General features: G+C 64.4%; 13 protein-coding genes. 8 read left to right on the top strand and 5 right to left on the bottom strand.

The window, feature by feature from the left end; genetic code table 11:
• Complete coding sequence (locus tag P0204_RS01610; protein ID WP_276221170.1) at positions 1-1,353, bottom strand: ABC transporter substrate-binding protein; 1,353 nt, start codon at positions 1,351-1,353, stop codon at positions 1-3.
• Positions 1,354-1,519: 166 nt separating this feature from the next.
• On the opposite strand from P0204_RS01610, the gene kdgK1 reads away from it, so the two are divergent.
• From kdgK1 to P0204_RS01595, 3 genes are all read left to right on the top strand, one after another.
• Complete coding sequence (gene kdgK1 / locus P0204_RS01605) at positions 1,520-2,479, top strand: bifunctional 2-dehydro-3-deoxygluconokinase/2-dehydro-3-deoxygalactonokinase (protein ID WP_276221168.1); 960 nt, start codon at positions 1,520-1,522, stop codon at positions 2,477-2,479.
• Between the two features lie 118 nt (positions 2,480-2,597).
• Entirely contained in the window at positions 2,598-4,361 is a 1,764-nt protein-coding gene (pyk, locus tag P0204_RS01600) for a pyruvate kinase (RefSeq protein ID WP_276221167.1), read from the top strand.
• A 52-nt stretch (positions 4,362-4,413) separates the two neighbouring features.
• On the top strand, positions 4,414-5,388 hold the full coding sequence (locus P0204_RS01595) for an ROK family protein (protein WP_276221166.1): 975 nt from the start codon (positions 4,414-4,416) through the stop codon (positions 5,386-5,388).
• 74 nt (positions 5,389-5,462) lie between these two features.
• Here the strand turns inward: P0204_RS01595 and P0204_RS01590 are convergent, their stop codons facing one another.
• Both P0204_RS01590 and glpK read right to left on the bottom strand, forming a co-directional pair.
• Positions 5,463-6,638, bottom strand: coding sequence for a Cdc6/Cdc18 family protein (locus P0204_RS01590; protein WP_276221165.1), 1,176 nt, complete (start codon positions 6,636-6,638; stop codon positions 5,463-5,465).
• 167 nt (positions 6,639-6,805) lie between these two features.
• Positions 6,806-8,338, bottom strand: coding sequence for a glycerol kinase GlpK (glpK, locus tag P0204_RS01585; protein WP_276221164.1), 1,533 nt, complete (start codon positions 8,336-8,338; stop codon positions 6,806-6,808).
• A 567-nt stretch (positions 8,339-8,905) separates the two neighbouring features.
• On the opposite strand from glpK, the gene glpA reads away from it, so the two are divergent.
• The 3 genes from glpA to P0204_RS01570 are packed head-to-tail and all read left to right on the top strand — an operon-like array spanning position 8,906 to position 13,309.
• A complete protein-coding gene (gene glpA, locus P0204_RS01580; RefSeq protein WP_276221163.1) occupies positions 8,906-10,678 on the top strand; it encodes an anaerobic glycerol-3-phosphate dehydrogenase subunit GlpA in 1,773 nt (590 codons plus the stop codon).
• Complete coding sequence (glpB, locus tag P0204_RS01575; protein WP_276221162.1) at positions 10,668-11,942, top strand: glycerol-3-phosphate dehydrogenase subunit GlpB; 1,275 nt, start codon at positions 10,668-10,670, stop codon at positions 11,940-11,942. The genes glpA and glpB overlap by 11 nt, the downstream gene beginning before the upstream one ends.
• Positions 11,939-13,309, top strand: coding sequence for an anaerobic glycerol-3-phosphate dehydrogenase subunit C (locus P0204_RS01570; protein ID WP_276221161.1), 1,371 nt, complete (start codon positions 11,939-11,941; stop codon positions 13,307-13,309). Before glpB ends, P0204_RS01570 begins: the two co-directional genes overlap by 4 nt.
• Positions 13,310-13,340: 31 nt before the next feature.
• Here P0204_RS01570 and P0204_RS01565 read toward each other — a convergent pair whose 3' ends face one another.
• Both P0204_RS01565 and ppc read right to left on the bottom strand, forming a co-directional pair.
• Positions 13,341-13,793 (bottom strand): universal stress protein, encoded by a 453-nt coding sequence (locus tag P0204_RS01565; RefSeq protein ID WP_276221160.1) that lies wholly within the window; start codon positions 13,791-13,793, stop codon positions 13,341-13,343.
• A gap of 103 nt (positions 13,794-13,896) precedes the next feature.
• A complete protein-coding gene (gene ppc / locus P0204_RS01560; protein WP_276221159.1) occupies positions 13,897-16,593 on the bottom strand; it encodes a phosphoenolpyruvate carboxylase in 2,697 nt (898 codons plus the stop codon).
• A 228-nt stretch (positions 16,594-16,821) separates the two neighbouring features.
• Here ppc and P0204_RS01555 point away from each other — a divergent pair, with 228 nt between their 5' ends.
• Both P0204_RS01555 and P0204_RS01550 read left to right on the top strand, forming a co-directional pair.
• Positions 16,822-17,526 carry a helix-turn-helix domain-containing protein gene (locus P0204_RS01555; RefSeq protein WP_276221158.1) on the top strand — a complete coding sequence of 235 codons (705 nt, stop codon included), beginning with the start codon at positions 16,822-16,824 and terminating at the stop codon, positions 17,524-17,526.
• Between the two features lie 72 nt (positions 17,527-17,598).
• The gene (locus P0204_RS01550) at positions 17,599-19,044 is read left to right on the top strand and encodes an ABC transporter substrate-binding protein (protein ID WP_276221157.1); all 1,446 of its coding nucleotides are present in this window, start codon (positions 17,599-17,601) and stop codon (positions 19,042-19,044) included.
• The last annotated feature ends 1 nt before the right edge of the window (position 19,045 follow it).

Genomic DNA, 19,045 nt, shown 5'->3' with positions numbered 1-19,045 from the left:
TTAGCTACCTCCCAGCGAACACTCGCTCGCTGGTTCTTCTTGACACGAATACTCGATGTCACGGGTCGTATTGACCACGTCGAAATACCGACCGAAGTCCTGCTGGCTCTCCGGGCGCCCACGGACGATGGGGACCGGACGGATCGCCTGGTGGTCACACGCTCGCATCGTCTGTGCCCCGATCCCTGCACCGTACTGTGCTCCTTCGAGCGCACTGATGACCTGGTTCGGGTTGAACGTCCCTGCCCGTGCGACAGCACTCGCGTACAACAGCGTTTGGGTGTAGGCGATGTGGGCCGGACCCGACGGAACCGACGAACTGGACGATGCGGTTCCTCCCTGATACTCGTCGGCAAACGCCGACCTGAACGTGTTCGACAGCGGCGTGTCGATCGAAGGGTCCCAGGCTGCCGTTCCGATGACGTCCTCGATGGCCCCACCTGCCGTCTGTGCAACCGCTCTGGTGTACACCGGAACGACGATGTTCTCGTCCGGGAACGCTTCGCGGAAGGTCCGGAGGGCGTTCGCTGCGTCCAGTCCACGGAGGTTGAGGATCAATACGTCCTCCGACGCGTTCTCGATGTCGGAGACGTACTGGGAGAAGTCGCGGGTCCCGACCTGTGCGACCAGGCTGCCGGTGAACTGCCAGCCGGCATCCCGGAGTGTCTTCGCGAACAGTTGGCGCTGTGCGTTCCCCCAGTCGTCCTGCGAGTAGATCTGGAAGAACTGCGCGTCCTCACCGTATTCGTCGAGGAGAACCGGTGTCAGCGCCCTGGTCGTCATCGTGGAGTTGAACATCTCCCGGAAACTGAAACGGTTGCAGTTCTTGCCGGTGAGACTGTCGATCTGTGCCATCGTCGCCATGTAGATAACCTCGGACTCGCCGGCGATCCGCTGATGTTCGAGGGCCGTATCGCTCGTCGATCCCCCCGAGAGCATGATCACGTCCTGGTTGTCGACCATCGACTGGGCCGAGAGTCGGGCGGATTCGGGGTCACTCTCGGTGTCGCCCACGACGAAATCGACGGTCTTTCCGAGGAGTCCCTCGCCGCTGAGACTACTGAAGAAACTCTCCCCGACCCACCCGCCACCGTTGTTGATGTGTTTGACAGCGAGTTTGTGTCCGCGGAGTTCCTCCTCCCCCGCGGTCGAGAACGGGCCGGACTGTGCGACGTTGAATCCGAACGTAGCGGTCTCGCCAGTTAGTGGGTAGTTACCGATCCGCTCGCCAGTTGGGGTCCCGTTACCACCGCCACCACAACCGGCCAGACCAGCGATACCCGCTGCCCCGACGGTTCTGAGAATCGACCGACGTGAGACACCGGACTCACGACGCACTGACCTACGTCCCATAGACTTGTGTGCAATATTCGAGTACAAAAGCTTTTGGAGCGTTTCGGCCGTTCGATGGACGAACGTAAACAGGGAACCCCTATTCGTGCTAGACAGTACCACATATGGACGGCATCGGCCACTCGTTTCTCCAGGATTTATACCGACTCCGGGTCCACTGCGGAGTATGACGGACCTCGTTACATTCGGCGAGACGATGCTCAGGCTCTCTCCACCCCAACAGGAACGGCTGGAGACGGCCGACCAGTACGACGTCCATATCGCCGGGGCGGAATCGAACGTCGCCGTCGCCGCACAGCGACTCGGGCTCGACACGGCGTGGCTCTCGAAACTTCCGAACTCGCCGGTCGGGCGACGGGTCACGGGAGAGCTTCGGCGCCACGGCGTGACGGTCGAGGTCAGCTGGGACGACAGCGACGACGGGCGGCAAGGGACCTACTACCTCGAACAGGGGGACGTACCGCGTGGAAACGACGTCATCTACGACCGGGCGGGTGCGAGCATCACGACACTCGCCACCGGCGAAGTCCCCGAGGGACTCGTCGAGGACGCAGACGCGCTCCACACCTCCGGGATCACACCGGCGCTCTCCGACCGGGTCGAGACGACCACCGCGGACCTGCTCGAACGGGCGAACGATGCCGGAACGACGACGTGTTTCGATCTGAACTATCGATCGAAGCTCTGGAGCCACGCCGAGGCACGATCCGTCGTCACGGAGCTGTTTCCGGATATCGACGTGCTCGTCGTCGCCCAACGTGATGCCGAACAAGTGCTCGGGCGGACCGGCGATGCCCTCGACGTCGCTGCCTCGTTGACCGCCGACCACGGGTTCGACGTGACTGTCGTGACACGGGGCGCTGACGGCGTCGTCGCGGCGACAGCCGACGACGAGTACGTCCAGGGTTCCTTCGAGGCCAGCGACGCACATCCGGTCGGCTCCGGGGACTCGTTCGTGGGCGGGTTCCTCTCGCAGTATCTCACGACCGGGTCGGTTCCCGAAGGGCTCGAATGGGGCGCTGCAACTGCTGCTCTGAAACGCTCCGTCCCCGGAGATATCGCGGTCGTCTCACCCAGCGAGGTCCGCGAGCTCATCGAGGGAGAGACGGCGGCGATCAGTCGGTAACTATCGGTTCCGTCGGTCGGTTTCGCGCATCCGACAACCTTCTTATCCCCGGCCACGGTATCCACCGCTATGACCCCACGAAATATGCGCGCTCTCCGAGAGATGGAGGGGCCTGCTGATGCGTAGTGCGAAGATCGTCTGTACACTGGGGCCGGCCAGCGAGTCGCCGGATCAGATCGCCTCCCTCGCGGACGCGGGGATGTCCGTCGCCCGGTTGAACGCCAGTCACGGCTCTCCGGAGCACCGCCGGGAGATGATCGACCGGATTCGAGAGGCCGACAACCGGGTCGAGACACCGATCGCTGCGATGCTCGACATGCCGGGGCCGGAGGTCCGGACCGCACCGATCGACGAACCGATCGAGTTGATCACGGGATCGACAGTCGAGTTCGTCGTCGACGACGACGCGACACCCGAACGCGTCGGGCTGTCGAAGTCGATCAGCGCCGCGAAGCCGGGTGACAAGGTGTTGCTCGACGACGGCCGGATCGAGACGACCGTCGAGCGCGTCGACGGCGAGACCGTCTCCGCGTACGTCGAGAGCGGCGGCAAACTCAGCTCCCGGAAGGGGGTCAACGTCCCCGGTGTCGAACTGGACCTGCCGACGATAACCGAAAACGACGAACAGGAACTCGACGTCGCCGCCGAGAAGGAACCCGACTTCGTCGCCGCGTCGTTCGTCCGCACTGGGCAGGATATCTACGATATCAACCGTGCTCTGGAGGACCGCGGCGTCGACATCCCCGTCATCGCCAAGATCGAGCGGGCGGGCGCCGTCGAGAACCTCGATTCGATCATCGACGCGGCCTACGGCGTGATGGTCGCCCGGGGCGACCTCGGGGTGGAGTGCCCACTCGAAGACGTGCCGATCATCCAGAAACGGATCATCCGGAAGTGCCACCAGGCCGGCGTCCCGGTGATCACCGCCACGGAGATGCTCGACTCGATGATGCACTCCCGGCGGCCGACCCGTGCGGAGGCCTCGGACGTGGCAAACGCCGTCCTCGACGGCACCGACGCCGTGATGCTGTCGGGCGAGACGGCGATCGGCGATCACCCGACGCGGGTCGTCGAGACGATGGATCGGATCGTCTGCGACGTCGAAGCAAGCGAGGAGTACGCCGAGTCCCGGGAGCAACGGGTCCCGGCAGCCGGCGACACCCGGACCGACGCACTGGCCCGCTCGGCGCGGTTCCTCGCCAGGGACATCGGCGCCTCTGCGGTCGTCGCCGCTTCAGAATCGGGGTATACGGCACTGAAGTCGGCGAAGTACCGGCCGTCGATCCCGATCGTCGCCTCGACGCCCAACGAGCGAGTCAAACGGCGGCTCGCGCTCTCCTGGGGGATCATCCCGGTCCTCACCGAGTACACCACACAGGGGGCGGACGCGATCATCCAGAGTGCCGCCCAGGCGGCCCTGGACACGAACGCCGCGGAGGGCGGTGACACGGTCGTGGTCCTCTCGGGGATGATGACCGAACTGGAAGGGCTCAACACCGCCAACATGCTGAAAGTCCACGTCGCCGCCGAAACCGTCGCGAACGGCCGCTCCGTGGTCGAGGGCGTCACGACGGGGAAGGTCTACCGGACCGACGACGGGAACATCGAACACATGCCCGACGGCGCGATCGTCTGCGTCCCGAGCGGCTTCGAGGGCGAGTTCGTCGGAGACACCGAGCGGATCGGCGGGATCGTCGACAGCAGTCAGGGGATGACCAGTTACGCGGCGATCGTCGCTCGCGAACTCGATATCCCCATGATCGCGGACGCGAAACTACCTGACAGCGTCGGTGACGGATCGACGGTCACGCTCGACGCCGAACGGGGGGTCGTCTACGAACAACCCGTCGATCGCGAGGGTGACGCGGACCGGCGGCGCTGAGCCAGGTCGAATATGTGTAGTTAAGTATCGGAAGGGCGACGTTCCCATCAGCATGGGCGCATACGCTGGGGTCGACCTCGGTGCGACACACATCCGGGCGTTGATCGCCGACGAGACCGGATCGAAGATCGCGTCACACAAACTCAAGACCCCGCGCGGGCCGACCGGCATCGCCGTCACGGAGGCGGTGCTCGAAGCGCTGCGCGAGGCCGCCGACGCCGCCGGTATCGTCCCCACCGACATCGTCGCAGCCGGTATCGGTTCCTTCGGTCCGATGGATCTCGCCGAAGGCGTTGTCACCAACCCCGCGAACCTCCCGGATACGATCGACCGGATTCCGCTGACCGGCCCCGTCGAGAACCTCATCGGAAGCGATCGGGTCTACCTCCACAACGATGCCATCGCCGGCGTCATCGGCGAACGGTACTATTCTGATCGCAACCCCGACGACATGGTGTATCTCACGATCTCCTCGGGGATCGGTGCTGGCGTCGCCGTCGACGGGAACATCCTCTCGGGTTGGGACGGCAACGCCGGCGAAGTCGGCCACATCACGATCGACCCGACCGGCTACATGACCTGTGGCTGTGGGCACGACGGCCACTGGGAGGCGTACTGTTCCGGCGAAAACATCCCGCGGTACGCCACGCGACTCCACCGCGAGGACCCCGTCGAGACGGCTCTGCCCATCGACGAGGAGGAGTTCACGGCTGCGGACGTCTTCGAGTACGCCGGCGAGGACGACTTCGCTGCCCACGTCCTCGAACAGGTCAACCACTGGAACACCATCGGCGTCGCCAACATCGTCCACTCCTACGCGCCCATCGTCGTCTACGTCGGTGGAGCCGTCGCGCTCAACAACCCCGAACAGGTCCTCGATCCGATCCGCGACCGGCTCGACGATATGGTCATGGCGAACATCCCGGACATCCAACTGACAACCCTCGGCGACGATGTCGGCGTTCGGGGCGCACTCGCGTCCGCGCTCACCGGCGGGACCGGCGACCCGAGCGACGCAGTACAGTAGATCGGTTCTCCCGTCAGGAGAGACTGGGCGGTGGACAGCCTGAGCGGTTCGGGACCGAAACACGTCGGACGGCCCTACTGGGACAGATCGTAGAGCTGGCGGAACGCCGTCGGTGGAAACCGTGGCTCCAGCCGGCTTGGCGGTCGCCCTTGCCCCGTGTCCGTCGTCGACTGTACGCGCTCGACGATCCCGACCTCTGCGAGTTCGTAGAGGAACCGCTTGACGGTCCCCTGTGAGAGATCGACTGCGGACTGCTGGGCGATCGCCTCTGTCGTCTTCGTCACCGAGGCAGTCTCGTCGGTACCGAGATCGACGAGTTCCCGAAGGACCCGTTGTCTGTTGGCCGGCAACGAGAGGACACGGCCCAGTGACACACAGGGCTCGGGGATCTCCTCGATCGCGGCAGTCACGTCGGTCTCGGCGATCCGATCACGGCCACTGCTGTCGGCGTGGACGGCGGCGATCAACAGGGCTGCGAGCGCGTCGTGTGCGTTCCCGTCGGCCCAGTCCGCGATCGTTCGCGCCGATCGATGGTCGAGCGCCTGCTGGGCGAGGCCGTCGGAAGCCCGCGTCATCACCACGTCGACGAGCATCTGTCGGCGGTAGCGATCCACCTGGATCGACCTGGCGGTGTACTCGGTCACCTCGGTCTGTGACGGATCGAGTTCACCGATAGCCAGCCAACTGGCCTTGCTCGGGAGGCCGGCGAACAGATCGACGAGATCGGTCGTGTCGGTCCCGCTTGGATCGTCGATGTGGTCGACGCCGACGACGACCCCGGAGTGGCGTCCGGAGAGTGTCTCGTGAAGCCGGGATCGTAAGGTCTCGGTCCCGATCCCGTGTTCGGGAACCGACTCTTCGATGATGTTGTCCAAGATCGCGTGATAGAACGCGAACTCACTCGTCGTCGCCCGCGTGTCGACGTAGACGAACGCCGGTGAGGTCGGCGTCTGTGCACGCGTCGTCGTGTGGATGACCGCCCGTGCGTCCGTGGGGAGCTGTTCGAGGTGACCGAACAACGCCGTGACGACGGCCGACTTTCCGGCTCCAGCGGGACCGTGGACGTACGCGTTCGGCGGTAGCTTTCCTTCGAAGACGGGATCGAGGTGATCCAAGAGCCGTTCGAAGACCGGGCCGCGGTCTGTCGGCTCTGTGGCGTGGGACACCGGTGAGAGGGCCTCGTAGTCGAGGATCAGCCGGTGCTCTCCGTCGCGGCGTTGGCGCCGTTTGATTCGCGCTTCGATATCCATAGGCGTTCGAAATGCGTTCGTTGTCAGCTACCGACTGCTGTAGCCGTCGGTTTCCATGCTGTCTCCACTGGAGCGATCAGTCCGGGTCCGGCACGTGGACGCAGGGTGAACTGCACCCCTCCGATCCCGATGGGCACGTCCCGAAAGAGTGTCGCGGACACCCGTGATCACTCCTCCTGGGCCCAGTCGAGGGAGCGCCCGACCGCGTCGTCCCAGCGATCGTAGCGTTTGTCGACTTCCTCGCTGGATTTCTCGGGGGTGAACTCACGGTCGACCTGCCAGTTGTCGCGGAGTTCGTCGACCGTGTCCCAGTAGCCCACCGCGAGTCCGGCCGCGTAGGCGCTTCCCAGTGCGGTCGTCTCGTCGACTTCCGGTCGGACGATATCCGTCTGGATGATATCCGACTGGAGTTGACAGAGGAAGTTGTTCTTGACCGCGCCGCCGTCGACCCGCAGCGACGTCGTCTCGATGTTCGAATCCGCTTCCATCGCCTCGGCCACGTCTCGGGTCTGATAGGCGATCGACTCCAGTGTCGCGCGGACGATATGCGCCTTCTCCGTCCCGCGAGTCATCCCCACGATCGTGCCACGCGCCCGCCCGTCCCAGTGGGGAGCACCCAGGCCCGTGAACGCGGGAACCATGTAGACGCCGTCGGTCGAGTCGACAGAGCGGGCGAGTTCGGCTGTCTGTGCGGCGTTGTTGATCAGGTCGACGTCTTCGAGCCATTCGATCGCTGCGCCCGTAATGAAGATCGACCCTTCCAGGGCGTACTGGACGGGTTCACCGGACATCTGGAAACCGATGGTCGTCAGGAGGCCGTGATCGGAAGCGACGGCCTCCTCGCCGGTGTTCATCAGGTAGAACGAGCCGGTGCCGTAGGTGTTCTTGGCGTCGCCCTCGTCGAAGCAGGTCTGCCCGAACAGGGCCGCTTGCTGGTCGCCCAGCGCGCCGGCGACGGGGATCTCCTCGCCGAGGAAGCCGTCGGGGTCGGTGTAGCCGTAGTAGTCCTCGTCCGAGGAGGGTCGCACCTCGGGTACCATCGACTCGGGAACGCCGAACTCAGCCAAGAGTTCGTCGTCCCATTCGAGGTCCCGGATGTTGTAGAGCATGGTCCGGGAGGCGTTGGAGACGTCGGTGATGTGGTTACCGGTAAGGTTGTAGATGAGCCAGGCGTCGATCGTGCCCATGAGGAGTTCGCCGTCCTCGGCACGGTCCCGGAGGTCGGCACCGCGCGAGGACTGCATCTTGAGCGGTTCGGCGTTGTCGAGGAGCCACTCGGTTTTGGTCGCCGAGAAGTACGCGTCACATTCGAGGCCGGTCTTCTCGCGAATCCACTCGACCTTGTCCTGCTCCTGAATTTCCTCGACACGGTCGGTGGTGCGGCGGTCCTGCCAGACGAGTGCGTTGTGGACGGGCTTGCCGGTTTCCTCGTCCCAGACGATAGTCGTTTCACGCTGGTTGGTGATACCCAGCGCTTCGAGTTGGCTGGCGTCGAGGCCTGCTTCTTCGAGACCGTCGACGACGACCTGCTGGGTGTTCTCCCAGATTTCGATCGGGTCGTGCTCGACCCAACCGGGTTCGGGGTAGATCTGTTCGTGTGTTTCGTAGGCGTTCGCGACGACCTGGCCGCTGTGGTCGAACACCATGAAGCGGGTGCCTGTCGTCCCCTGGTCGATCGAACCGACGTATGTGTCTTCCATTACTGTGTACTCCGTTGGCGGCATTGTTTATGAATTATGCCGTGATGGTAGTAAACAAGATAGTGAACCGGTATAAAAATTACTCACAGTGGGGGACCCTCGATAAAAATAGAGATATCCACGATGGCGGCAGAGAAACCATCCTTTACCAGGGTCCCAAGACAGGGAAACCGAATTCACGAGCGCCAACAGACGGATACTAGCCGTAGTCGCCAGTGAAGATCGATGCACACCCGATCGCACGGCTGCAGCACGGTCGGTGTGTAGATCGTTTCGATTGGTACCTGTAGTGTCGCCGAAGCATCGGCCGCTACCTACGGCGAAGAGTTCTTATCGTCCCCAGTGAACGGGGGTGTTCTGGTGCCGGGCGCAGGCGGGACCGCTCGATCGGATTTGCGAGACTGAGATACGTTCTACCGGCGGCGTACTCGCGATCCCTTCGTTGTTTACCGGGACGGGTCGCGTCAGTCGTCTCCGTTGACGTTCATTATTCCTCATAAAATTTATCGGGCGGGGGGATTCGACGGTAAAATAAAGTGGATGGGCGCCAAACTCTACGTAAGATAAATGGCTCCATCACCTCACGTCGTCGTTATCGGTGGCGGCTCCACCGGGGCGGGTATCACACGGGATCTCGCCATGCGCGGGTTGGATGTCACCTTACTCGAACAGGGAAACCTCACACACGGGACGACGGGACGGATGCACGGGCTCCTCCACAGCGGCGGCCGATACGCCGTCTCTGACCAAGCGAGCGCGACCGAGTGTATCGAGGAGAACCGTGTCCTCCGGGATATCGCGTCACACTGTGTCGAGATGACCGGCGGGCTGTTCGTCAAACGACCGGAAGACACCGAAGAGTACTTCGAAAGGAAGCTCTCGGGCTGTGAAGAGTGTGGCATTCCCGCCGATGTCGTCTCCCGCGAGGAGGCCCGGGAGATCGAGCCACACCTCGCGAAGGACATCGACAAGGCGATCTCGGTTCCGGACGGCGCGATCGACCCGTTCCGGCTGGTCGTGGCCAACGCGGCAAGCGCCCAGGAACACGGCGCGCGCGTCGAGACACACTCGACGGTGACGGACCTCGTCGTCGAGGACGACGAGGTCGTCGGCGTCGAGGTCGACCACAGTGCCGGCCCCGGCAAGCGCGTCCACGGGACCGAAGGCGGCACCGAAGAGATCCGCGCGGATTACGTCGTCAACGCGACGGGCGCGTGGGCGGGCCGCATCGGCGATATGGCCGGTGTCGATATCGAAGTCCGCCCCTCGAAGGGGGTCATGACGATCATGAACTCCCGGCAGGTCGACACCGTCATCAACCGCTGCCGACCCAAAGGCGACGCCGACATCATCGTCCCTCACGAGACCACGTGTATCCTGGGGACGACCGACGAGGAGGTCGACGACCCCGAGGACTACCCCGAGGAGCAGTGGGAGGTCGACATGATGATCGAGACCCTCTCGGAGCTGGTCCCGATGCTCCAGGAAGCCCGGACGATCCGGTCGTTCTGGGGCGTCCGCCCGCTGTACGAACCGCCGGACGTGGGTAGCGACGACCCGACCGACATCACGCGGGACTTCTTCCTGCTGGATCACGAGGAGCGGGACGGCTTAGACGGGATGACCAGCATCGTCGGCGGGAAGTTCACCACCTATCGGATGATGGGCGAGCGGATCTCCGACCACGTCTGCGATCAGTTCGGCATCGACACGGACTGCCGGACGGCGGACGTTCCACTCCCGGGAAGCGACGATTTCACCGTCCTGCGGGACTACATGGACGAGTTCGGCCTGCGGTCGCCGATCGGCCGCCGGAGCGTCGAGCGACTGGGCTCGCGGGCCGACGAGGTGCTCAAGACCGACGGTCCGAACCCGACCGTCTGTGAGTGTGAGGGCGTCACCCGCGCGGAGATCCAGGACGCCATCTCCCAGTCCGGTTCCGATCTGAACGCCGTTCGAATCCGGACCCGCGCGTCGATGGGCAACTGCCAGGGCGGCTTCTGCGTCCACCGGATGGCGAGCGAACTCCACGGCGTCTCCGCGAGCGGGGGCTCGGCTGACGGAGCGGCAGCCGGGGAGTACGACGAGAACGTCGCCCGCCGGGCCTGGGACGAACTGCTCCAGGAGCGCTGGAAGGGCCAGCGCCACGCCCTGTGGGGCCAACAGCTCTCCCAGGCGATGTTGAACTACGCCCTGCACGCGACGACCCAGAACCGCGACAACGATCCGGCCGACGGCGACCCGATCGACTTCGCCGCCTTCGACACGGGGTCGGGACGGCCCGGTGGGGCGACCGGAGCCGACGTGGCCGCGGACGGAGGGCGAACGGATGGCAATTGAGTCGGAGGTACTGGTCATCGGCGGCGGTCTCGCCGGTCTCTCTAGTGCGCTCGCAGCCGCTCGCGCGGGAGCCGACGTTCGACTCCTCTCGTACAAACAGAGCACCCTCCAGAACGCTTCCGGACTGGTCGACCTCCTCGGATACACCCACGAGGGTGACGGGCCGCTGACCGACCCCTACGACGCGATTCCCGATCTCCCGGAGGAACACCCCTACCGGACCGTCGGCGTCGACGGCGTCCGCGAGGCGATGGCGATGTTCGACGACGTGACCGACTACCGAGGGGGTCACACGGACACCAACGCCCTCCTGCCGACCCACGGCGGGACGGTCAAACCAACCGCACGGTACCCGAAGGGAGCCGCCGCCGGACTGGCCAGCGACGACCGGGACGTGTTGCTCGTCGGCCTGGGATCGATGGTCGATTTCGACGCGCCCCACGTCGCCGCACACCTCGAGGCCGCCGGCGTCCCTTTCGACGCCCGCGGGGTCACCATCGAGTTCCCGGGAGACCTGCGGGCCGACGCGAAAGTGACCCGGTACGCCAAGCTCCTGGATACCAACGGCGAGGTCGCGGTCGACGGGCGGATGGTCGGCGCCCGGGACGCGCTCGCCGACACGATCGAACCCCATCTCGACGGGGAGGAACGCGTCGGACTCCCGGCCATCCTCGGGGACGACCACCCCGGCGCAGTCCGGGCCGCGCTCGGTGACCACCTCGGTGTCGACGTCTTCGAGGTCCCGATGGGACCGCCGTCCCTGCCGGGCCTGCGGCTAGAAGACACCCTGTTCGAGGCACTGGACGAAGCCGGCGGGAACTTCGAGACGGGCAACCCCGTCGTCGACTACGCCGGCGAGGACGGACACATCGAGGAGGTGTACATCGAGAAAACCGGCGCGAAGATCCCCGTCAGCGGCGATCAGTACGTCCTCGCGACGGGCGGTCTCGTCGGGAAAGGCGTCGAATCCGACCGCGAGGGAGTGTACGAACCGATCTTCGACTGTCACGTCCCTCACGCCGAGGACCGGTACGACTGGTTCGACCTGGAGGTGTTCGGCGACCATCAGTTCGCGCGGTTCGGCCTACCGACAGACGAGCAGTTGCGCCCGCTGACAGCGGACGACGACGTCGAGTTCGACAACCTGCGTGCCGCCGGGAGCATCCTGGGCGGCTACGACTTCGCAGCCGAGAAGTCAGGTAGCGGGGTGTCGATCGCGACGGGCCACGCGGCTGGCACGACCGCCGCACAGGAGGTACAATGAGCGACGCCGAATCATCCACAGAGTTCGACCCGACGGCACCGAACACGGGCGAGGACTTCGAACCCGTCGACGTCTTCCCCGACAGTGACGACTTCGACCTGCGCCCCGGCGCGGATTCGTGTTACAAGTGTTCGACTTGTGATACCAACTGCCCGGTCGCCGAGGTCGACGACGACTTCCCGGGCCCGAAGTTCCAGGGGCCGGAGCAGTGGCGCCTCAAGCAAAACGAGGACGACTACACGATCGACGACTCGATCACGGACTGCTCGAACTGCATGCGGTGTGACAACGCCTGTCCGTCGGGGGTGCCCCTCTCCCAGATGCACAACACCGCCCGCGGGGAGTACGTCAGCGAGCAGATGAGCAAGTTCTCCGTCGAGTACGTCCGGAACCGCATCCTGGCGAACTACCGGACCTCAGCGACCATCGCCAGCAAAGTTCCGCGGCTGGCGAACTTCGCGATGAACTTCGGGCCGGCCCGGTGGGTCATGGAGAAGACCATGGGGATCACCAGCGAACGCGAGTTCCCCGCGTTCGCGAAACAGACCTTCCGGGAGTGGTGGTCTGCTCGGGGCGGCGCGGCGGCCTCGAATGAGAACGCCCAGCAGGCCCGCGAGGCTCGCGGTGAGGACCGCGACGCCGACAAGAAGGTCGCGTACTTCCACGGCTGTTACTCCAACTACAACACCCCCGAAGTCGGGAAGGCGATGGTTCGGGTGTTCGAGGAGTACGGTTACGAGGTCGTCGTCCCCGAACAGCGATGTTCCGGGACGCCGATGTTCGCCAACGGCATGTTGGACGACGCCCGCCGGGGTGCGGAGGTCAACGTCTCCTCGATGGCCGACCTGATCGAGGAGGGGTACGACGCCATCGCCTCCTGTACCTCCTGTTCGATGGCGCTGCGCCAGGAGTATCCCGAACTGTTCGACATCGACGGGATCGACGAGGTGGCGGCAAATACCTTCGAGTCCGTCGAGTATCTACGGATCAACGAAGACCTGAAGGGCGATCTGCAAGCGGCCGAGGTCGAAGGCGACCTCGCTCGGGAGTTCGCCTACCACGCGCCGTGTCACGCCCGCAACCAGGGGTTAGAACACCAGTCCGTCGAACTGTTCCGGGAGCTGGACGGCACCGGCATCGAGGACGTCGGCGAGTCCTGTTCGGGGATCTCCGGGACCTACGGCTGGAAGGCCGAGAAATACGAGAAGTCGATGGCGATCGCCGACGACATGTTCGACCACATGGACGACGCCTCGGGCGACACCGGGATGACGGAGTGTCCCACGTGTGCGATGCAGATGGAACACGGGACGGGGTACGACATCCGCCATCCGCTGGAACTGCTAGAGGCAGCCCTGGTCGAGTGAAAACCACTGGGGGAGCCCCGCAGTAGCGGTCCTAGTCTTCGCCGCGGACGAACGTGACCGGACAGGGAGCACTGAGCATGACTTCCTGTGCGGTCGAGCCGAAGACAGCTTTGCCGGTCGGTGAGCGCTTACGGCCGCCGACGACGACGAGGTCGGCACCGACACTCTCCGCGAGACTGACGATCTGTTCTCCGTGGTTACCGACGGCGCCTCTGACGCTGGTCTGGAGATTCGCGTCGTCCAGTCGTTTGAGGAGTTCTCGGACGGTCGTGTGCCGATCCGCTACCTGGTCGGGGTTGGCTTCCGCGACGGACTCGAACTCCAGTCGGTCGACGACGTTCTCGTACTCCTCGTCAGTGAAGACGTGTGCGACGATGACCTCCGAACCGGCCGGACCCGCGATGTCCGTCACGGCGTCGGCGAGTTCGTCGATGCGGTCCTTGTCGTTCGGGCCGACGGCAAGCAGAATCGTCTCAAGTGCCATAGCAGCCATGCAGCCGGCGGCGGCGTAAATCCTTCGGTAGGTACCACGGGTGTAGTAGCTCGGAGCGGTGCGTGAGCCGGGATAGAGCGGACCGGACGGGGAGTTATCCGGTGTTTTTCATCCCGGCGGCGATCCCCAGGACGGTCAGCCGGAGCGTCTGCTTTTCCTCCTCGGTGAGGTGTGACTGGGCGAGCAGCCGGACCTGCAGCAGGTTCAGCGGGTCGACGTAGGGGTTGCGGCGTTCGAGGTTCTCTTCGAGCCAGTCACGCGAGAGCAGTCCCTCGCGCTGGGTGATCTCCGTGACCAGATCGACGGTCTCCTCGTACTCGTCTCTGATCCGCGGGAAGATGCGCTCGCGGAGGTCGTCGTCGGCGAGATCGGCGTACTCCTCGGCGATCCCCATTTCGGTGCGGGCAAGTGCCAGGGAGGCGTTGTCGAGTTTCGTCTTGAAGAACGGCCACTCCTCGTACATCTCCTGGAGCGTCTCGATGTCGCCGCCGTCGTCGAGGTAGGTGTTCAGCCCAGTGGCGATCGAGTACCACCCAGGGATGATACAGCGGGCCTGCGTCCAGGAGAACACCCACGGGATCGCACGCAGGTCCTCCACGCTGCGGTCTTCGCTCCGGGAAGCCGGGCGCGACCCCATGTTTAGGTTCTCGATGACCGTGATCGGAGTCGCCTGCTCGAAGTAGTCGACGAAGCCGTCGGTCTCCAGCAGCGACTGGTACTCCTCGCGGGCGGCCTCGGAGGCGGTCTCCATGGCCTCGACCCACTCCTCGGGGATGTCCTCGACCGGCTCTTCCATCGCGTTGTGGCGCGCCCGGATCTGGGCGTTGAGCATCTGTTCGAGGTTCCGCTCGGCGATGTCCTCGTTGGCGTATTTCTCGGCGATCGCCTCACCCTGTTCGGTGAACTTGATCTGTCCGGTCACCGTCTCGTTTGGTAGGGCCAGCATGGCGTCGTTCATCGGGCCGCCACCGCGGGAGATCGAGCCACCGCGGCCGTGGAACAGGCGCATGTCGACGTCGAAGTCGTCGGTGATGTTGGCCAGCCGCCGTTGGTTGTTGTACAGCGACCAGTTGGCGGCGAGGTAACCGTTCTCCTTGTTGGAGTCGGAGTAACCAAGCAGGATCTCCTGGACGGTGTTCCGTGCCTCCAGGGCCTGTGCGTAGGCCTCGTTCTCGAACAGCGTCCCCATGATGCGCCGGGCACCCGAGAGCGCGTACTCGGATTCCAGCAACGGGACGATATCCAGGCCACAGTAGCCAGGTAGGTCGACGATGCCGACCTGGTCGGCGAGGAACAGCACTTCCAGCACGTGGCTGGGTTCCTCACACCAGCTGATCGCGTATGTGTCGATAGCGTCGACGCCGAACTCGTTTTGCCAGTCGGCGGTCTTACGGAACCGACGCAGGACCCGGATCGAATCCTCCGAGAGCCCGTCGGTGTTCTCCATATCGATGACCGAACCGTTCTGGAGGATCGCCTCCGTCAGGAACTCGACGCGCTCGTCCTCGGACATCTCCTCGTAGTCGATGCCCTGGCGCTCGACCGCTTCCGCGATAGCGTCGGTGTGCATCTTCCGGTGGTCACGCAGGTCCAGGCTCGCGAGCGTGAACCCGAACGTGTCGACCTTCCGGATGAGGGGGTCGACGTGGGACTCGGCGATGATTGCCGCGTCGTTGTCGCGGAGGCTGGCAGCGATCGTGCGCAGGTCCTTGAGCAGGTCCTCGGGACTGTCGTAGCCGCCCTGCCGGACGTCGCTGACCCGCAGGACCGATTCGCGCATCAACTTGAGCTTCTGGCGGTACGGTTCGTCAGGATACCGTTCTTCGGCCTCGGCGGCGACTCCGGGGAGCCGCTCCTTGTGTTCGGCCAAGCGCTCGGCGAACCGATCGCCGATCGAGAGGTTCGAGGCGTCCTGGCTCAGGACTCCCGAGAGGGCCTTCAGCCGGTCGCGGTACAGCGGTAGGACCGTCTCGCGCTGGCGTTCCAGCGTCTCTTCGGTGACTTCCGGCGTGACGAAGGGGTTGCCGTCACGGTCGGAGCCGGCCCACGAGCGGAACTCGTAGAGTTTCGGGACGTCGATCCCCTCGTCGTACTCCTCGCCGATAGCGCGTTCCAGTTCGTCGTAGACTTCGTCGATGACCTCGAAGAGGACGTTCTCTAGGTACCACTGGATGTTCAGTGCCTCGTCCGTGACATCTGGCCGGCGATCACGGACCTGTGGGGTCTGCCAGAGGCTCGTGACCTCCGAACGGACGTCCCGGCGGACAGTGTGTTCCTCGCGGTCGGTCAGGCGGACCTCATCGAGCGTCTCCAGGCCGTTAGCCACGCTTCGGAGCTTCGCTTTGACGGTTTTCCGGCGGGCTTCGGTCGGATGTGCGGTGAAGGTCGGCTCGATGAACACGTCGTCGAGAACGTCTTCGACCGTTTCCGAACCGACATCGGCATCGGCGAGTCCCTCGATCGCCTCGGCGACGCTGTCCTCGATCGTCCCGTCCTGACTCCCTTCACGGATCTCTCTGACCCGCTCGCGTTCCTCGGCCAGGTTGATCAGTTCGAAGTAGGTAGTGAACGCCCGGGCGACGACGCCTTCCATCTCCGGGTCGAGCCGGTCGAGGGTCTGCCCGATCGTGTCCCGACTGTCCAGATCGCCTTTCCGATAGTCGATCGAGGCTGTACGGATCTGCTCGACCGTCTCGAACGCTTCGGTAGAGGATTGGGTCTCCAGTACGTCGCCCAGTAGCTCGCCCAGTTCCCGGACGTCCTGGGGGAGATCTCTGGCGTGCAAAGTCATACCAGTCCTTCCAGAGTGAAGCCCTAAAACAGTATTGGAACGGGGTGGGACGGGGCCACGACGTCGGTGGACAATGATGATGGAACGACGCCGCTGGCGGCCTGAAACAGTAGCACTGTCAACCGTTCAACGGTAGCGGAACAGCCTTTCCGGACCGACAGAGTAACCCTCGTAGGAAGAATAATTTATAATTGTGGAGGACTCCCGTTCGAGTAGCGGACACCGTGCATGATTGACATTGCCCTGGACATGGAGCAGTACGACTGTCCGTTCATCGACACCACTGCCGACCACGAGATGGCCTTCGCAGCGATGCAGTGGGAGTTCGATCAGAACGTCCGCGAGCTAGAGACGCGGATGGTCGTCGAAGCCGACGACAGGGATGCACTCGATGCGGGATTGGAAGAGTTACAGACACATCAGAACATGAACGACTTCTCGCTACTGCGTCGGCAGGGCGAGGTGGCCGGGATCAGGACGGTTATCGAGGAGACCACGGCGATGCAAACGATCCGGGACAACGACGGCTACATCACCGGGCCGTTCCACATCGAGGCCGGCAGCGAGGTCTGGCACGTCGGCTTCGACACGAGCCGGGACGCCGACAGGACCCTCTCGGAACTTGACCGGGACAACGAGTTCGACGTGGTCGAGCGGGAGAACACCGGTCTCCCGGAACTCCAGGACGTCGTCCAGAACGCCGGCGCGGCGATGACGCTGGTCAACGGCTGTCGGGACCTCTCGGAGACGGAACGGGAGACCCTGGAGACCGCTGTCTCCGAGGGCTACTTCGAGAGTCCGCGTGGCGCGACACTGGGGACCCTCGCCGACGAGTTCGGTGTCTCGAAACCGGCCGTCTCGAAGAACCTCCGGCGGGGCGAACGCAAGATGATCGAACGCGTCGTCGAGGCCCTAGAGGACATCGACGAGTAACACCTTCTCGCGGTCGCCGTTAACATGTAAACGCCCGCTACTATGGGTATCGTACACGATAGATTACTGTGTATGAGAGATTATGCCACACGACGCCGTGTACTGGGCGCACTCGGTGCCGGACTGACCGGTCTCGCCGGCTGTGTCAGCGAAGACGGTGGGAGCGGTGACGGGAGCAGCGGGAGCGACGGCAGCGACGGAGGTTCCGACATGAACGGCGACGGAGATTCATCGAGTGACGGCGGCAGTACTGGCGACGGATCGAGCGGGACGACGAGCGTCTCGATCGGGATGTTGCAACCGCTCGCGGGCGATCTGGCCTACTACGGCCAGCAGTCGCTGTGGGGGTTCCTCTCGGGGCTGGCCTACAAAGCCGGCGACACCCCGCCCGCCGAGCCGAGCACCGGCGAGTTGACGATGACCGTCGACGACGTGGAATACACTATCTACGTCCGGGACACGCAGTTCTCGGCCGACACCGCACAGACGGCCGCGACGACCCTCGTCGAGGATCAGGGCGTCGACATCCTCGCGGGGTGTGCCTCCTCGGCGTCGGCGAGTCGCGTCGTCACGACCGTGGTCAACCAGGCCAGCGTTCCGATGATGGTCGGGCCGGCGGCCTCCGCGGGGATCACCTCGAACAGCGAGACCTGCGGTGATCTGGTCTACCGCGCCAGCGAGAACACGGCGATGGACGCCCGCTCGGGCGGGAAATACGTCGCAAACGAGACTGACGTCTCCAGGGTCTACCTCTTCGGGGCCGACTACAGTTTCGGCCGTGCGGTCGTCAACAACTACAAGGCCGTCCTCCAGAACGAGGGCGTCGAGATCGTCGGCGAACGGTTCGTCGAGCAGGGCTACGCCGAGTGGGAGGGGCTGCTCGACAACGCCGAAGAGGCCGGTGCCGAAGGCGTCGTCGGCGGATTCACCGTCGCGACGCTGCCCAACATGTTCAACGCCTTCCTTTCGGGGGACTACTCCTACCGCGTGTTCGGCGGGTACGCGACCCGCATCACCAACAGCGTCGTCGGCGGGACGATGCAGAACGTCCTGGGCGAACCGCTCACGACGGAGAAGATCCGGAACTCGAAGCTGGGGCCGTTCACGACGCGATACCACTGGAACCAGTACGACAACGAGATCAACAACTCATTCGTCGACACCTACACGGACACCTACGGCGTCGTCCCGGACCTGTTCACGTCGGGGACGTTCACCGGCGCGTCGGCGATCCACCAGGCCGTCCAGGAAGGCGGCTCCAGCGAGGGTGCCGACATCGCGAACGCGCTCAAGGGGATGACCGTCACGGACACGCCGAAAGGCGAGGGCGGTTACACCTTCCAGGAGTACAACAACCAGGCCCGGTCGGCGATGACCGTCGCGGACCCCATCCCGACGACCGACGAGTGGGCCGACAACTGGGGCGCAGCGATCATGCCCGGTGAACCCCTCTCGCGGATCGGCGCCGACGAGACGACGATCCCGGCAGACAGCGACCAGATGGACTGCTCGCTGTAAC

It is taken from the genome of Haloarcula halophila, from assembly GCF_029278565.1.
Lineage (GTDB): Archaea > Halobacteriota > Halobacteria > Halobacteriales > Haloarculaceae > Haloarcula > Haloarcula halophila.
The sequence above is the reverse complement of the archived record's forward strand: the minus strand, read 5'-3'. Positions and strand labels throughout refer to the sequence as shown.

Excerpts from the sequence above, each read along its gene's own strand:
- P0204_RS01610 (WP_276221170.1), bottom strand. The coding sequence starts at position 1,353 with ATGGGACGTAGGTCAGTGCGTCGTGAGTCCGGTGTCTCACGTCGGTCG.
- kdgK1 (WP_276221168.1), top strand. The coding sequence starts at position 1,520 with ATGACGGACCTCGTTACATTCGGCGAGACGATGCTCAGGCTCTCTCCA.
- pyk (WP_276221167.1), top strand. The coding sequence starts at position 2,598 with ATGCGTAGTGCGAAGATCGTCTGTACACTGGGGCCGGCCAGCGAGTCG.
- P0204_RS01595 (WP_276221166.1), top strand. The coding sequence starts at position 4,414 with ATGGGCGCATACGCTGGGGTCGACCTCGGTGCGACACACATCCGGGCG.
- P0204_RS01590 (WP_276221165.1), bottom strand. The coding sequence starts at position 6,638 with ATGGATATCGAAGCGCGAATCAAACGGCGCCAACGCCGCGACGGAGAG.
- glpK (WP_276221164.1), bottom strand. The coding sequence starts at position 8,338 with ATGGAAGACACATACGTCGGTTCGATCGACCAGGGGACGACAGGCACC.
- glpA (WP_276221163.1), top strand. The coding sequence starts at position 8,906 with ATGGCTCCATCACCTCACGTCGTCGTTATCGGTGGCGGCTCCACCGGG.
- glpB (WP_276221162.1), top strand. The coding sequence starts at position 10,668 with ATGGCAATTGAGTCGGAGGTACTGGTCATCGGCGGCGGTCTCGCCGGT.
- P0204_RS01570 (WP_276221161.1), top strand. The coding sequence starts at position 11,939 with ATGAGCGACGCCGAATCATCCACAGAGTTCGACCCGACGGCACCGAAC.
- P0204_RS01565 (WP_276221160.1), bottom strand. The coding sequence starts at position 13,793 with ATGGCACTTGAGACGATTCTGCTTGCCGTCGGCCCGAACGACAAGGAC.
- ppc (WP_276221159.1), bottom strand. The coding sequence starts at position 16,593 with ATGACTTTGCACGCCAGAGATCTCCCCCAGGACGTCCGGGAACTGGGC.
- P0204_RS01555 (WP_276221158.1), top strand. The coding sequence starts at position 16,822 with ATGATTGACATTGCCCTGGACATGGAGCAGTACGACTGTCCGTTCATC.
- P0204_RS01550 (WP_276221157.1), top strand. The coding sequence starts at position 17,599 with ATGAGAGATTATGCCACACGACGCCGTGTACTGGGCGCACTCGGTGCC.